The sequence below is a fragment of the Kitasatospora sp. NPDC056531 genome (assembly GCF_042794375.1).
Taxonomy (GTDB): domain Bacteria; phylum Actinomycetota; class Actinomycetes; order Streptomycetales; family Streptomycetaceae; genus Kitasatospora.
Genome location: NZ_JBHTTU010000121.1, coordinates 1 through 13,529 on the forward strand (window position 1 = coordinate 1; position 13,529 = coordinate 13,529).

Sequence of the window (13,529 nt, forward strand, 5' to 3'; positions counted from 1 at the left end):
TCGACACACCCCCACCCAAGCGAACTTCCATCCCCGAGAAGGCAGTCATGCCATCCATTCACCCGAACGTGTCACGTGCGGAGGATGGGGCTAGCGGAGTGGCTGCGGGTGCAGGACCGGCTGCTGCCCGAACTGCTGACCGGCTACGCCGACGTCGGGGCGACCGACTGGGCAGCCGTCGACGCACTGCGGGCGCGGTCACGGCAGGTCAGGGAGGACCTGGCGGTCGCGGTGGAGCAGTCGCACGCCGAGCCGGCCGAGCACCGCTGCCCCTGGTCGAGTCCCGCCGCCTCCGTCGGCGGCGCCAGCGACGCCAACTTCGTCGCGGCCCTGGGCCGGCCGGTGCTGTGCGGGATGGGCGCGGTCGGCTACGGCGCCCACGCCCAGGGCGAGTTCATCTACCCCGACACCGTGCCGACCCGGACGGCGCTGGTCGCGGGCCTGCTGGGCCGACTGGCGCAGCCGCTGGGCGGCGGGGTCGGGGTGGGCTGACGCACCGGGCCCGGTCAGCCGGGCGTACGGAGCCGGTAGCCCCCTTCCCGGTCGAGCTGTGTGGTCAGACGCAGCCCGGACGGAAAGGGGGTGAGCGTCGCGGTGACGACCCGGTCGGTCGGGTCGGTCACCGTGGGCGCCGGCGTGCCGGTGGGAAGCAGGAGGTCGAGGGCCTGCGGACGGGTGCTGTGCACGGTCGCCTCGGTCAGGCGACCGCTGTCCCAGCTGAGGTCGACGGTGAGACCGCCGCGGGCGCGCAGCCCCTCGACGTGGCCGGTCGGCCAGGCCTCGGGCAGGGCGGGCAGCAGCCGCAGGACGCCGTTGTGGCTCTGCAGCAGCATCTCGGCGACGGCGGCGCTGGCGCCGAAGTTGCCGTCGATCTGGAACAGGTCCGGTGGGTGCAGGCCGAAGAGATTGGGCGCGGAGTAGTCGGCCAGCAGGCCGCGGACGCTGCGGTGGGCGAGGTCGGCGTCGCCGAGGCGGGCGGCCAGGGCGGCCACCCAGGCCAGGCTCCAGCCGGTCGATCCGCCGCCGTGGTCGAGGCGGCAGGCCAGGGCCAGTCGGGCCGATTCCGTGCGCACCGGGTCGGTGAGCGGGTCGATGGCACTGCCGGGGTGGAGGCCGTAGAGGTGGGACAGGTGTCGGTGGCCGGGGTCCTCCTCGGGGAGGTCCTCCCACCATTCGAGCAGGCGACCGTCCTCGCCGGTCGGCGGGGGACGGAGCCGGGCACGGGCCGTGTCCAACTCCTCGGCCAGGTCGGCGTCCACGCCGAGCAGGCGGGCGGCGGAGGCGGTGTTGGTGAAGAGTTCGGTGGTGAGCCAGTGGTCCATGGTGGCCGAGGCGGAGACAGCGGCGAGGGTGCCGTCGGGCAGCCGGAAGTGGTGCTCGGGGGAGGTGGACGGGCAGGTGACCAGGTGGCCGTCCCGGTCCTCGGTGAGGAAGTCGAGCAGGAAGCGGGCGGCGCCGCGCATCAGCGGGTAGGCGCGGGCGGAAAGGAAGTCGCGGTCCCCGGTGAAGAGGTGGTGCTCCCACAGGTGCGCGCAGAGCCAGGCGCCGGCCATCGGCCAGTTCGCCCAGGAGGGCGAGCCGGAGACGGGGTTGGCGGAGCGCCACAGGTCGACGTTGTGGTGGACGGTCCAGCCGCAGGCGCCGTAGTAGGCGGCGGCGGTCCGGGCACCGGTCCGCGCGAGGTCGGCGATCAGGTCGAAGAGCGGTTCGTGGCACGGGGCGAGACCGGTGGTCTCGGCGTGCCAGTAGTTCATCTGCAGGTTGATGTTGGTGGTCCAGTTGGAGTTCCACGGCGGGGCGGTCTCGGTGTTCCAGATGCCCTGCAGGGTGGCGGGCTGGCTGCCGGGGCGCGAGGAGGCGATCAGCAGGTAGCGGCCGTAGGCGAATTGGAGGGCCGTCAGCGCGGGGTCGTCACCGCCGGCCCGGACGGCGGCGAGCCGTTCGTCGGTGGGCCGGTGGTTCGGAGGGGCGTCGCCAAGTCGCAGCGTGGTGGCGCGGTACATCCGCCGGTGGTCGGCGAGGTGCTCGGCGAGCAGTTGTCCGTACGGTCGGGCGGCGGCTTCGTCCAGGCGCCGTTCGACCTGCTCCACCGGTCCGTCTTCAGGGCCGGCCGGGGGCTCGGTGTGGCCGCGGTAGCCGGTTGCGGCGGCGACCAGCAGGAGCACCTCGTCGGCGCCGCGCACCGTCACCGCGCCCGCCGTCCGCTCGACCCGGCCGCCGGTGGGCACCACTCGGAGCCCGGCCGCGAAGCCCATGCCCTCGTTCGGGCGGTAACGCACCGGGTCCGGCTCGCCGAAGGCCACGTGGGCGGGGGCCCGGCCGCAGATGTGCAGGCGGTCGGGGCTGCCGCCGCCACGCGCGTCCGGGTGCGGGGTATCGAACCGGGCGGTGAGATCGATCCGCCCGGGTACGGAGGAGGTGATCCTGGTGACCAGGACGTCGGCCGGGGCCGAGACGTAGGACTCGCGCAGGATCTCCGCGCCGCCGGTCCGGTACGAGACCCGGTGGACGGCCTCGTCGAGGTCCAGTGAACGTACGTAGTCGTCCAACAAACCGTCCATGAGCTCCAGTCGGAGGGTCGCGAGCGGTTGGTAGGCCTCCGAGTACGGGCCCTGCAGGCGGGTCGCGAGAGCCTCCGCGCGGGCGTAGTCGCGGTCGGCCAGGACGGCGGTGCGCAGCTCCCCAAGGTGCTCGGCCGCGTCGGTGCGGTCGTGCGGCCCGGGGCCGCCGGACCACAGGGTGTCGACGTTGAGGTGCACGGTCTCGCCTGCGCCGGACCCGCCCGCGCCGCCGTGGAACAGTGCGCCGAGGCGCCCGTTACCCAGCGGCAGGGTTTCCAGGAAGGAACCGGCCGGTCGGCGGTACCAGAGGCGTTCGGAGCCGGGGGCAGGAGCCGTCGACAAGGGCGTTTTCCTCTCGGGGAGTTGGTGGCCCAGGCGGAGGATCAGCGGCTGCCGGCTGGGCCGGTGCTGTCCCGGACGATCAGCTCGGGGCGCAGCAGTTGGAGTGAGTTGGCCGGCGCGCCCGACTTGGTGAGGGCGCGCAGCAGCAGCTCGATGGCCTCGCGGGCCATTTCCCGCTTGGGGATGGCGACGCTGGTGAGGGCCGGTCGGGAGACTCCGACCTCCGGGTTGTCGTCGTGCCCGACGATCGACAGGTCGTGCGGGACGGAGCGGCCGGCGGCCCGGGCGGCCTCCAGGGCGCCGAGTGCGAGGACGTCGTGGGTGGCGAAGAGCGCGGTGGTGCCGGGATCGGCGGCCAGGGCCGCGTTCGCCGCCGTGTAGCCGCCCGCGGGGGTGGGCTCGGGTGCGAAGTGGACGGCGCTGTCGGGGACGGTCAGGCCGTCGGCGGCGAAGGCGCGCCGGAAGCCGGCCACCCGTGGGGTGTGGTCGGGGCTGGCGAGGACGGCGACGCGTTCGTGGCCGAGTTCGCGCAGGTGGCGCCCGGCCAGGTAGCCGGCGCGCTCGTAGTCGATGGTGACCACCGGGAAGCGGTCGGGGGCGTCGGTCTCCCAGGCGCACAGGGCGACCGGGAAGGAGGCCTCGGCCAGCAGCGGGAGGTGGTCGATGAGGTCCCGGTCGCCGGCGATCAGCAGGGCGTCCACCGAGCGGCTGGTCAGGCCCGCCAGGTGGCGCTTGGCGCGCTCGCCGTCGAGGCGGGTGGTGCACAGCAGCAGGTGGTAGCCGTTCTCGTCGAGGACGTCCTCGACCTCCTCGACGATGTCGGCGTAGAAGGAGCCCGTCACGGTGGGTACGAACAGGCCCACCGTCCTGGTGGCGCCGGTGGCCAGGGAGCGCGCGACCAGGTTGGGGGTGTACCCCAGCTCCTCGATCGCGGCGCGCACCCGGGCGGCGGTCGCCGGGCTCACGGCTCCCCGGCCCCGGATGACGTTGGAGACGGTCTGCTTCGTGACCCCGGCGCGCTCGGCCACGTCCTGCATCGTCACCATGACTGGATCCTTCGATTTTACCGGTCAACTTGCTTTCGGTGAAACGTAGGGCACGGCCGCAGGGTCGTCAAGGTGGATCGAAATCCTTGCCGCGGCGCTGACTTGATGATTCGCCACCAAAATTCCGCCGCAGTGCAGCGAGCCGGCAGAGGTTTTTGCAGGGACCCTTGATTTACCGGTCAACCCGCCCGTATCGTCCCAGCCATCCAGCGACGCCCCAGTCTCCGGGCCCCTGCTGACGACCCGTCCGCGCGGCGTCTCGCGCCTCCGAGAGGAACCACCCATGGGCAGAACGACCACGTCCGCAAGCCGCGTCGTCGGCGCGGCCACCGCCGTGGCACTCGCGCTCGCCGTGAGCGCCTGCAGCAGCGGTTCGGGGGACGACGCGAAGTCGGGCGGCAGCTTCACCTACTGGTCGATGTGGCGCTCCGACGAGCCGCAGGCCAAGGTGCTGAAGGCCGCGATCGACGACTTCACCGCCGCCACCGGCGCCAAGGTGAACGTCACCTGGGCCGGCCGGGACATCGCCAAGAAGATCGGCCCGGCCATCGCCGCCAACCAGGCGCCCGACCTGTGGGACGAGTCCGACGACAAGGTCTACGGCACCACCGCCGCCGCCGGACAGGCCCTGGACCTCTCGCCCGTGCTGCAGCTGCAGGTGCCGGAGGAGAACGTCCCGGTCTCCCAGGTGATCCCGGCCAAGTACTTCGACATGCTGCCGAAGGACCCGTCCGGCTCGAACCACTACGTGATCCCGTACGAGGTCGTCACCAACGCGATGTTCTACAACGCGGCCGACCCCGCGATCACCGCCGCCATGCCGAGCCCGCCCACCGACTGGGCCGGCCTGCTCAAGGTCTGCGACGCGCTGAAGGCGGCCGGGAAGGCGTGCATCGCCTCCGAGGGCGAGGACCCCTGGAGCAACGCGCTGTACTTCGACTACCTGCTCAACGGCGCCGGAGTGAACGTCGCCCAGCTCTCCGCCGACAAGTCCGGCGCGAGCTGGGACAACCCGGCGGTCCTCACCGCCGCGCAACAGGTCGAGCAGCTGGTCAAGGGCGGTCACCTGATCCCGGGCTACGACGCCACCAAGTTCCCGGCCCAGGAGACCAACTGGACGGCTGGAAAGGCCGCCTTCTACATGGACGGCAACTACGTCACCGCCGAGGTGGCCAAGCAGGTGCCGGCCGGCTGGAAGACGGCCTCGATACTGCCGCCCACCGCGAAGGCCCCGGACGCGGGCCTGTTCGGCTTCGCGATCCCCAAGCGCGCCAAGAACGCCGCCTCGGCGGAGAAGTTCATCGCCTTCTTCCTGCAGAAGAAGCACCTGTCCGGGATCTCGACCACCGCGCTCAACATCACCCCGCGCACCGACATCCCGGCGCCCGCCGAGCTGGCCGGTGCCCAGCAGGCCCTCGCCTCCCCGACCGTGCGCCTCGGCTTCGACGGCGCGGGCGGGAGCTGGCTGCCCAAGGTCCTGAACGAGAACTACCTGGACTTCTGGCACGGCAAGACCACGGCCGCCCAGTTCGTCGCCAAGTGCAAGGCCGACCAGGTCACCTATTGGCAGACCCAGGGCTGACGGTGGCGACGACGATCGACAACCCGCCCCGGACGGACGCCGTCCGGGGCCGGTCCGAGCGCGCCGCCCGCACCGGCGTCGGCCCGCTGGAGCGCCAGCGCCGCCGGATGTTCTGGCCGTTCACCGCGCCCGCGCTGATCGTGTACGGGGTGCTGTTCATCGCCCCGGTCGGCTACGCGCTGTGGACCAGCCTGTACAAGTGGGACGGCATGGGCGCGATGGACTGGCGCGGCCTGCAGAACTACACCCTGCTGTTCCGCGACCCGAGGTTCCGCACCTCCCTGTTCAACACGCTGGAACTGATGGTCATCGGCGGCACGATCACCTTCGTGCTCAGCTTCGCGCTGACCCTGGTGCTGCGCGAGATGCGGGCCAAGCTCTTCGCCCGGTCCGTGCTGTTCTTCCCCTCGCTGGTCAACGGCATGGTCTTCGGCATCGCCGCCGGGTTCCTGTTCTCGCCCACCGGCCCGGTCAACCAGGCGCTGAAGCTGTTCGGGGTGACCACACCGCCCAAGTGGCTGTCGACGGACAACCTGCTCCCGATGGTGCTGGGCACCCTGGTCTGGACGGCGACCGGCTACTACACCTCCATCATCATGGCGGCGGTCGACCAGATCCCCGACTACCTCTACGAGGCGGCCGAACTCGACGGCGCCGGCCCCTTCCAGCGCTTCCGGCACATCACCCTGCCCTGCGCCTGGGACGTCATCGCGGTCTGCGCCGTGCTGTGGACAGTCAGCTCGGTGAAGATCTTCGAACTGATCCTGCTCTACGGCGGCAGCACCAACGCCTACCCGCCGGTGAGCAGTTGGAACACCGCCGTGTACGTGTACACCGAGGCCTTCCCGCAGGGCACCGTCCCCCGGCTGGGCACGGCCACCGCCGCCGCGATCGTCAGCCTGGCCATGGTCACCCTGATCACCGTCGTGCTGCGCCGCCTGCTGCGCCGCGACCCGATCGAGTACTGACCCGCCGCGTCCCCGCCCCCACACGCAACCCGGAAAGGCCACCACCCGTGCGAAGCAGAAGCAGAACCAGGAGCGGACGCGGATCATCGGGACTCGCGACGCGGATCGGCACGGCCGTCGTCTGGCTCGTCGTCGCCGCCGACCTGCTGCTGGTCCTGTGGATCCTCCTGACCTCGCTGCGCGGCGGCCCCGACATCCTGCACCACGCCTTCGGCCTGCCGACCAGCCCGAAGACCGACAACTACGCCACCGCGCTCGACGAGGGCGGCTTCGCACGGGCGGCCCTCAACAGCCTGCTCACCGCCGGCCTCTCCTCCGTGGTCGCGGTCGCCCTCGCCGCCCCCTGCGCCTACGCCCTCGCCCGGCGCCGCTCACGCACCTCCTCGGCGCTGACGATGACCTTCGCCATGGGCCTCGGCGTTCCCGGCCAGGTCCTGGTGGTGCCGCTGTTCGTCGGCCTGTCCCGGGTGAACCTGACCGACAGTGACCTCGGCCTCGGGCTCGTCTACGTCGGCCTGGCGATGCCCTTCACGGTCTTCCTGCTGACCGGCTTCTTCAGCGGCATCCCCGGCGTCCTGGAGGAGGCGGCCGTCCTGGACGGCGCAGGCCCCTTGCGCACCTTCGTCCAGGTGGTGCTCCCGGTCGCCCGCGGCGGTCTGATCACCGCCTTCCTCCTGCAGTTCATCACCGCCTGGAACGAGACCCTGTTCGCTCTCGTCCTGACGAACAGCCAAGGGAAGACCACCCTCCCGGTGGCCCTCTCCTCGTTCGTCGCGGCACAGCAGTTCAACGGCCTGGACTACGGCACGATGTTCGCCGGAGTCTGCATCATCCTCGCCCCGATGATCGCGCTCTTCTCCTGGATGGGCTCGCGGATCATCCAGGGCATGACGGTTGGAATCGGCAAATGACCTCGACACTGCGCACCGACGTCCTCCGCATCGTAGGCACCCCCGACCCGGTCGGCGGCACCCTGCCGATCCTCCAGGGCCTGCCGCAGCAGACCGCCGCCGGCGTCGGGGTCGACGCCGAGATGCGCCGCAACCTGGCCTACGGGGTGCCGCACACCCTGCTGCCGTACACCCGGCAGGGAGGGTACGACCGCGACCGCACCGAGCGCGAAGTCCCCTGCGTGGTGCTGGAGAACGAGACCCTGACCGCGACCTTCCTGCCCTCCCTCGGCGGGCGGCTGTGGTCCCTGGTCCACCGGCCGAGCGGGCGGGAGCTGCTGCACCGCAACCGGATCCTCCAACCGGCCAACCTCGCGCTGCGCGACGCCTGGCTGGCCGGGGGAGTGGAGTGGAACCTCGGCACCACCGGGCACTGGCCGCTGACCTGCGAGCCGCTGCACGCCGCGCGGGTGACCGCTCCGGACGGCACCCCGGTCTTAAGGATGTACGCCTTCGAACGGCTGCGGCGCCTGCTCCTGCGGATGGACACCTGGCTGCCCGCCGGCTCCCCGGTGCTGTACGTCCACATCGCCGTGCACAACCCTTCGCCGACCGAGACCCCGGTCTACTGGTGGTCCAACATCGCGGTGCCCGAGCACGAGGGCGTCCGCGTCCTCGGCCCGGCGGACCAGGCCTTCCACTGCGACTACGTCAGCGACCTGCGGCGCGTCCCGTTCCCGCGGGTCGAGGGGGCCGACCGCAGCTACCCCGGCCGGGTCCCACGCGCCGCCGACTACTTCCTCGACATCCCCCGCGGCGAACGCCCCTGGATCGCCGCGCTGGACGAGACCGGGACGGGACTCGCCCAGACCTCCACCGCGCGGCTTCGCGGGCGCAAGCTGTTCTGCTGGGGCACCGGCACCGGCGGCAAGCACTGGCAGGAGTGGCTCTCCGGCCCGGACTCCGCCTACCTGGAGATCCAGGCCGGCCTGGCCCGCACCCAGTTGGAACACCTGCCCATGCCGGCCGGTGCCACCTGGTACTGGACCGAGGCGTACGGCCTGCTACAGGCCGATCTCGAGGCGGTGCACGGGAGTTGGGAGACCGCGCGGGCAGCCGTCGGCGAGGCGCTGAACGCGCTGGTGTCGCCACTGCAAGTGGACCTGGCCGACGCGCTGGCCACCGAGTTCGGCGAACCGGAGGAACTGCTGGCCCCCGGCAGCGGCTGGGCCGCCCTGGAGATCGAGGCGGGCGCCCTGGCGGCATCTCCGCTGCTGCCCTTCGGCGTGCCCACCGACGCCCAGGAACCCTGGCGCCGACTCCTCAAGACCGGCACGCTCCCGCTCTGCGACCCGCCGGCCGAACCGGTCACGGGCACGCACTGGCGGGCGCTGCTGGAGGCGGGGGCCACGGACTGGCACGCGCTGTACCAGCTCGGGCTGCTGCGCCTGGCGGCCGGGGACCAGGAGGCCGCCCGTGAGGCCTTCCAGCGTTCGATCGCCGTGCAGTCCTCACCCTGGGCGCTGCGGGCGCTCGCCTTCCTGACCCCGGACCGGCAGGCGGCCGCGGACCTCATGGTCGATTCCCATCAACTCCGGCCGGATCTCATGGAGTTGACGATCGAGGCGCTGGAGGCCCTGGGGCGCGCCGAGCGTCCGGCCCAGGCACTCGCGCTGATCGGGCAACTGCCCCCGGCTGACCGGGCGCACGGCAGGATCAGGCTGGCCGAGGCGGAGGCGGCGCACGCCTCCGGCGACGACGACCGCGTCCGGCGCCTGCTGGCCGAGGGTATCCAGGTCGACAACATGCGCGAGGGCGAACTCTCCCTGGACGCCCTCTGGCGCGCCGTCCACCCCGGCACGCCCGTCCCGCCGCAGTACGACTTCCGGATGGCGGTCGGCTGAGCCGCCGCCTCCCACCGACCACTCTCCCGTTCCGCACCCCCACACCAGGGGCGCAACGGTGCGCCCCGCCACGGAAGAGGAGTAGCAGTGTCAGCTCAACGCACCAGATGGGTCAGCGCCCTCACTGCAGTCGCGCTGGTCGTCCTCGGCACCGGCACGCTGGCCGCCACCCCGGCGGCCGCCAAGCACGCCGGCGCCACCTACACCATCTCGATCGGGAAGACCGGCTCGTACGCGTACCCGGACGACACCCCGGCGAGCGTCTACACCGACAAGGACGGCACGTTCTACTTCCAGCAGTCGCACTCGCTGTACGGCGCGAGCGACTCCCGGCAGTGGGGCTTCTACACCGGCACGGACTTCGAGAGCGCCACCCGCTCGGCCGCGATCAGCGACGCGGTCAACCCCGCCAACCCCGACGACCGCAACAACGACACGACCTGGCGGTGCAACAACAGCCCCACCGGCCTGGAGGCCAGCAGGGCGCCAAAGGGTTCCGGGTACTCGCAGCAGAACTTCTGCGACCTGGTCGGGACCTGGGTCGACCCGGACACCGGGGACTGGTACGGGCTGGTGCACAACGAGTTCACTCCCCAGCCCTTCGGCGACGGCCTGCACTACGACGCGATCGACTACGCCGTCTCCACCGACCAGGGGAAGACCTGGTCCATCAAGGACCACGTGATCACCTCGCCGTACAGCACCACCCGGGGGGACGACGCCGCCTTCCCCAACCAGACCTACGACTACGGCGACGGGGACCCCCGGCTGTTCATCGACACCGCCTCGGGCTACTTCTACGTCTACTACGGCTCCCGGATCATCCCGAAGGCCGGCGTCGGTGGCGGCAACGGCGGCCTGGCCCATGTCGCGCGCGCCCCCATCTCCGCGAAGATGAAGCCCGGTTCATGGCAGAAGTGGTACGACGGCAACTGGGCGCAGCCGGGGGAGGGCGGCCTGGAGAGCAACATGGTGCCGGTCACCCCGGCCGCGCCGACCGGGTACACCCCGCCCGCGCAGGACTACGACCCGGCCAACCCCGGATCCGTGGACCAGCAGGTCGCGGGCGGCGAACTCCCCGCCAAGTCACCGCTGTTCATTATGAACATCGCCTACGACGCCTACCTGGGGCTGTACATCGGCGAACCCGAGGTGGTCTCCGGCACCGCGCCTCAGCAGTTCTACGCCACCAAGGACCTCGCCACCCAGCGGTGGAGCCTGATCGGCGACAGCGGCAGTGGCTACACCTCCGGCTCCTGGTACCGCTGGATGCTCGACCCCGCCAGTCGGACCGGCGGCACGGTCATCGGCAAGACCTTCCGTTCGTACTGCTCCATCGCCTGCGCCACCTCCGACGGCGAGTACGCCGACATCACCATCGGCTCCTCCGCGCCGGCCGCCCCTCCGGTCGACCTGACCAGGACCTACCGGATCCAGAACGGTGACGGCCGCGTGCTGGCCCAGGCCGACGGCGGCTCCGCCACCACCTCCACGGCGTGGCCCAGCGGCTCCACCCACGAGTCCTGGGGCTTCCTGTCCGACGGCGACGGCTCGTACCGGATCGCCAACGCCGCCACCGGGCAGCTGCTGGGCGTCGACTCCACCGCGACGGCCGGCCGGGCCTGGGGCGCGGGGCCGACCGTCACCGACGCCGTCGGCGGGAACGCCACCGTCGGCCAGCAGTGGTTCATCCTCCCCAGCACGGCCGGCAAGGGCAGGTTCCAGCTGGTGAACCGTTACAGCGGTCTGGTGATCGGCCTGTCCGGCACGGCGGACCGGCTCACCGAGACCACGCCCGCCCGCTCCTGGACCGACGCCACCGGCGGCGCGGTCGGCGGCGGCCGCACCGCCGACGAGCAGACCCTCGCCTTCACCCCCACCGGCAAAGCCCCCGAGACGGTCGTGCTCACCGCCCCCGGCGACCAGTCCGGCACCGTCGGCAAGGCCGTCTCGGTGCAGCTGAGCGCGACCGACAACGCCGGAAACCCGCTCACCTTCTCGGCGACCGGCCTGCCCGCCGGGCTCTCCGTCAGCCCCTCGGGTCTGATCTCCGGTACCCCGACCGCTGCCGGGACCTCCACCGTCACCGTCACCGCCTCCTCCGGCACGACGAGCGCCTCGACCTCCCTCACCTGGACCGTGAACCCGGCACTCAGCGGCAACCACGCGCTGACCACGGGCGGCAAGGCCCTCGACGACGCGGACGCCGGCACCGCCGCCGGCAACCACCTGATCACCTGGGCCGCGTCCGGGAGCAGCAACCAGCTCTGGCAGTTCCGGCAGCAGCCCGACGGCTCGTACGAGCTGGTCAACGGCCTCTCGTCGATGTGCGCCGACGTCAGCGGCGGCTCCACCGCCGCCGGCACCCAAATCATCCAGTGGCCCTGCTCCGGCGGGAGTAACCAGCACTGGAACGTCCGGCTGCTCGCCAACGGCTCGTACACCGTCACCTCGGCCAGGAGCGGACTGCTGCTCACCACCGCCTCGACCGCAGACGGCGCCCTGGTGACGCAGCAGCCGGACACCGGCTCGCCGCTCCAGCAGTGGTCGATCACCTGACCCAGGCCCGTCCGGGAGGACGGGTCTGAAGCCGGGCCTCGGGAACCGTCCCGGGGCCCGGCACTCTTCCGTCCCCGACGCTCAGTCGAGCGCGGCGGCGCGGAGCCGCTCGGCGGCGGCCTCCGGGCTGACGTCGGTGACGAAGGCGTCGAGCCCGGATTCCACGCCGGCCAGGTACTTGAGCTTGCCCGGGGCCCGCCGGATGGTGAACAGCTCCAGGTGCAGCGCGAGTTCGCCGCCGCCGGTCTTGGGTGCCTGGTGCCAGGCGGCGATGTAGGGGGTCCGGTTGGGCGCCGCGTCGGGGGCGGTGGGGAACAGCGCGTCGAAGCGGCGCAGCAGGTCGAGGTAGAGGCCGGGGAACTCGGCGCGTTCGGCCTCGTCGAGCGCGGTGAGGTCGGGGACCCGGCGGTGGGGGTAGAGGTGGACCTCGTACGGCCAGCGGGCGGCAAAGGGGACGAAGGCGGTCCAGTGCTCGCCCTGGAGGACCAGCCGCTCGGGGGAGTCCCGTTCGGCGGTGAGGAGGTCCTCGAAGAGGTTGCGGCCGGTGCGGGTCCGGTGCTCCTCGGCCCGGGTGATCATCCGGGTGGTGCGGGAGGGGACGAAGGGGAAGGCGTAGATCTGGCCGTGCGGGTGGGCGAGCGTGACGCCGATCTCCTCGCCGCGGTTCTCGAAGCAGTACACCTGCTGTACGCCGGGCAGGGCGGACAGTTCCGCCGTGCGGTCGGTCCAGGCGTCCAGGACGAGGCGTGCCCTGGGCTCGTCCAGGTCGGCGAAGGAGGCGTCGTGGTCGGAGGTGAAGCAGACCACCTCGCAGCGGCCGTTGCCCGGCCGGAGGGTGTGCAGGGGCACCTCCTGGGCCGCGACGTGCTCGGCGGAGCTCATGGCGAGAGAGGGGAAGCGGTTCTCGAACACCGCGACCTCGTAGTCGGCCGCCGGGATCTCGCTGAGCCGTCCGTCGCGGGAGGGGCACAGCGGGCACTCGCCGGCGGGCGGGTGGTAGGTGCGCTGCTGGCGGTGCGCGGCGACCGTGACCCAGTCGCCGAGCACCGGGTCGAGCCGGGTCTCGGAGAGGCTCGCGGCCGGCTCCAGCGGCCGTTCGTCCACGACGCCGCGGGGCGTCCCCGGTGACTGGTCGAAGTAGACGAGTTCGCGGCCGTCGGCCAACTTGGTGGCGGTTCGGTGCACCGCTGTACTCCTTACGCATGGGACGTCGGCCCGGCAGTTTTCGAGCTTCAACAGATTCAAACGGAAACGATCGCTTGTCAACAGGTATCGCTGCTGGTGGCGACGGTTCCGGACTGCGGGTGACTGCGGACTCGACCCGACTGAACACGGACATCGCAGATGTTGACCGTGAGGACGGTCGTGTTTGATTATGTCGGAATTCGCTCTCGTCTGCTGGAGGAAGTCGCCGACGGGAACCAGTACGCGGACCAGGCATGGAGCTGAACAGATGATCGACGAGGCCGCCGGCGACTTCGAGGCCGTTCACGGCGCACGGCCGAGCGGCGTGTGGGCCGCCTCGGGCCGGGTGAACCTGATCGGCGAGCACACCGACTACAACGACGGCTTCGTCCTGCCCATCGCCCTTCCGCACACCACCCGGGTCACCGCCCGCCGCCGGGAGGACGGACGGCTGCGGCTGTACAGCGCCCAGGGCGACGGCACCATCACCGA

9 protein-coding genes and 1 pseudogene are annotated in these 13,529 nt (G+C 71.7%); 7 read left to right on the forward strand and 3 right to left on the reverse strand.

Translation table 11 applies throughout. The features are described 5' to 3' along the window. Positions 1-282 precede the first annotated feature (282 nt). Positions 283-492, forward strand: a pseudogene (locus ACFQ87_RS40565) (M20 family peptidase); the annotation flags it as partial. A gap of 14 nt (positions 493-506) precedes the next feature. On the opposite strand, the gene ACFQ87_RS40570 reads toward ACFQ87_RS40565, so the two are convergent. After that, positions 507-2,903: a glycoside hydrolase N-terminal domain-containing protein gene (locus tag ACFQ87_RS40570; protein WP_380615979.1), complete on the reverse strand. Its 2,397-nt coding sequence runs from the start codon at positions 2,901-2,903 to the stop codon at positions 507-509. 41 nt (positions 2,904-2,944) lie between these two features. Next, complete coding sequence (locus ACFQ87_RS40575; protein WP_380615980.1) at positions 2,945-3,949, reverse strand: LacI family DNA-binding transcriptional regulator; 1,005 nt, start codon at positions 3,947-3,949, stop codon at positions 2,945-2,947. A gap of 283 nt (positions 3,950-4,232) precedes the next feature. Between ACFQ87_RS40575 and ACFQ87_RS40580 the strand changes: the two genes are divergently transcribed. From ACFQ87_RS40580 to ACFQ87_RS40600, 5 genes are all read left to right on the forward strand, one after another. Beyond that, on the forward strand, positions 4,233-5,531 hold the full coding sequence (locus ACFQ87_RS40580) for an ABC transporter substrate-binding protein (RefSeq protein ID WP_380615981.1): 1,299 nt from the start codon (positions 4,233-4,235) through the stop codon (positions 5,529-5,531). Positions 5,532-5,533: 2 nt separating this feature from the next. Continuing rightward, positions 5,534-6,499, forward strand: coding sequence for a carbohydrate ABC transporter permease (locus tag ACFQ87_RS40585; RefSeq protein WP_380615982.1), 966 nt, complete (start codon positions 5,534-5,536; stop codon positions 6,497-6,499). A gap of 47 nt (positions 6,500-6,546) precedes the next feature. Beyond that, a complete protein-coding gene (locus tag ACFQ87_RS40590) occupies positions 6,547-7,410 on the forward strand; it encodes a carbohydrate ABC transporter permease (RefSeq protein WP_380615983.1) in 864 nt (287 codons plus the stop codon). After that, positions 7,407-9,293 carry a DUF5107 domain-containing protein gene (locus tag ACFQ87_RS40595; protein ID WP_380615984.1) on the forward strand — a complete coding sequence of 629 codons (1,887 nt, stop codon included), beginning with the start codon at positions 7,407-7,409 and terminating at the stop codon, positions 9,291-9,293. The genes ACFQ87_RS40590 and ACFQ87_RS40595 overlap by 4 nt, the downstream gene beginning before the upstream one ends. A gap of 87 nt (positions 9,294-9,380) precedes the next feature. Beyond that, positions 9,381-11,852 (forward strand): RICIN domain-containing protein, encoded by a 2,472-nt coding sequence (locus ACFQ87_RS40600; protein WP_380615985.1) that lies wholly within the window; start codon positions 9,381-9,383, stop codon positions 11,850-11,852. Between the two features lie 81 nt (positions 11,853-11,933). Here the strand turns inward: ACFQ87_RS40600 and galT are convergent, their stop codons facing one another. After that, positions 11,934-13,037 (reverse strand): galactose-1-phosphate uridylyltransferase, encoded by a 1,104-nt coding sequence (gene galT, locus ACFQ87_RS40605; RefSeq protein ID WP_380615986.1) that lies wholly within the window; start codon positions 13,035-13,037, stop codon positions 11,934-11,936. A gap of 268 nt (positions 13,038-13,305) precedes the next feature. On the opposite strand from galT, the gene ACFQ87_RS40610 reads away from it, so the two are divergent. Continuing rightward, positions 13,306-13,529: galactokinase family protein (locus ACFQ87_RS40610; protein WP_380615987.1), on the forward strand; the 224-nt coding region annotated here is incomplete at its 3' end.

What these genes read in the sequence shown, in the direction of transcription:
- ACFQ87_RS40575 (WP_380615980.1), bottom strand. Translation starts at nt 3,949, where the DNA reads ATGGTGACGATGCAGGACGTGGCCGAGCGCGCCGGGGTCACGAAGCAG.
- ACFQ87_RS40580 (WP_380615981.1), top strand. Translation starts at nt 4,233, where the DNA reads ATGGGCAGAACGACCACGTCCGCAAGCCGCGTCGTCGGCGCGGCCACC.
- ACFQ87_RS40595 (WP_380615984.1), top strand. Translation starts at nt 7,407, where the DNA reads ATGACCTCGACACTGCGCACCGACGTCCTCCGCATCGTAGGCACCCCC.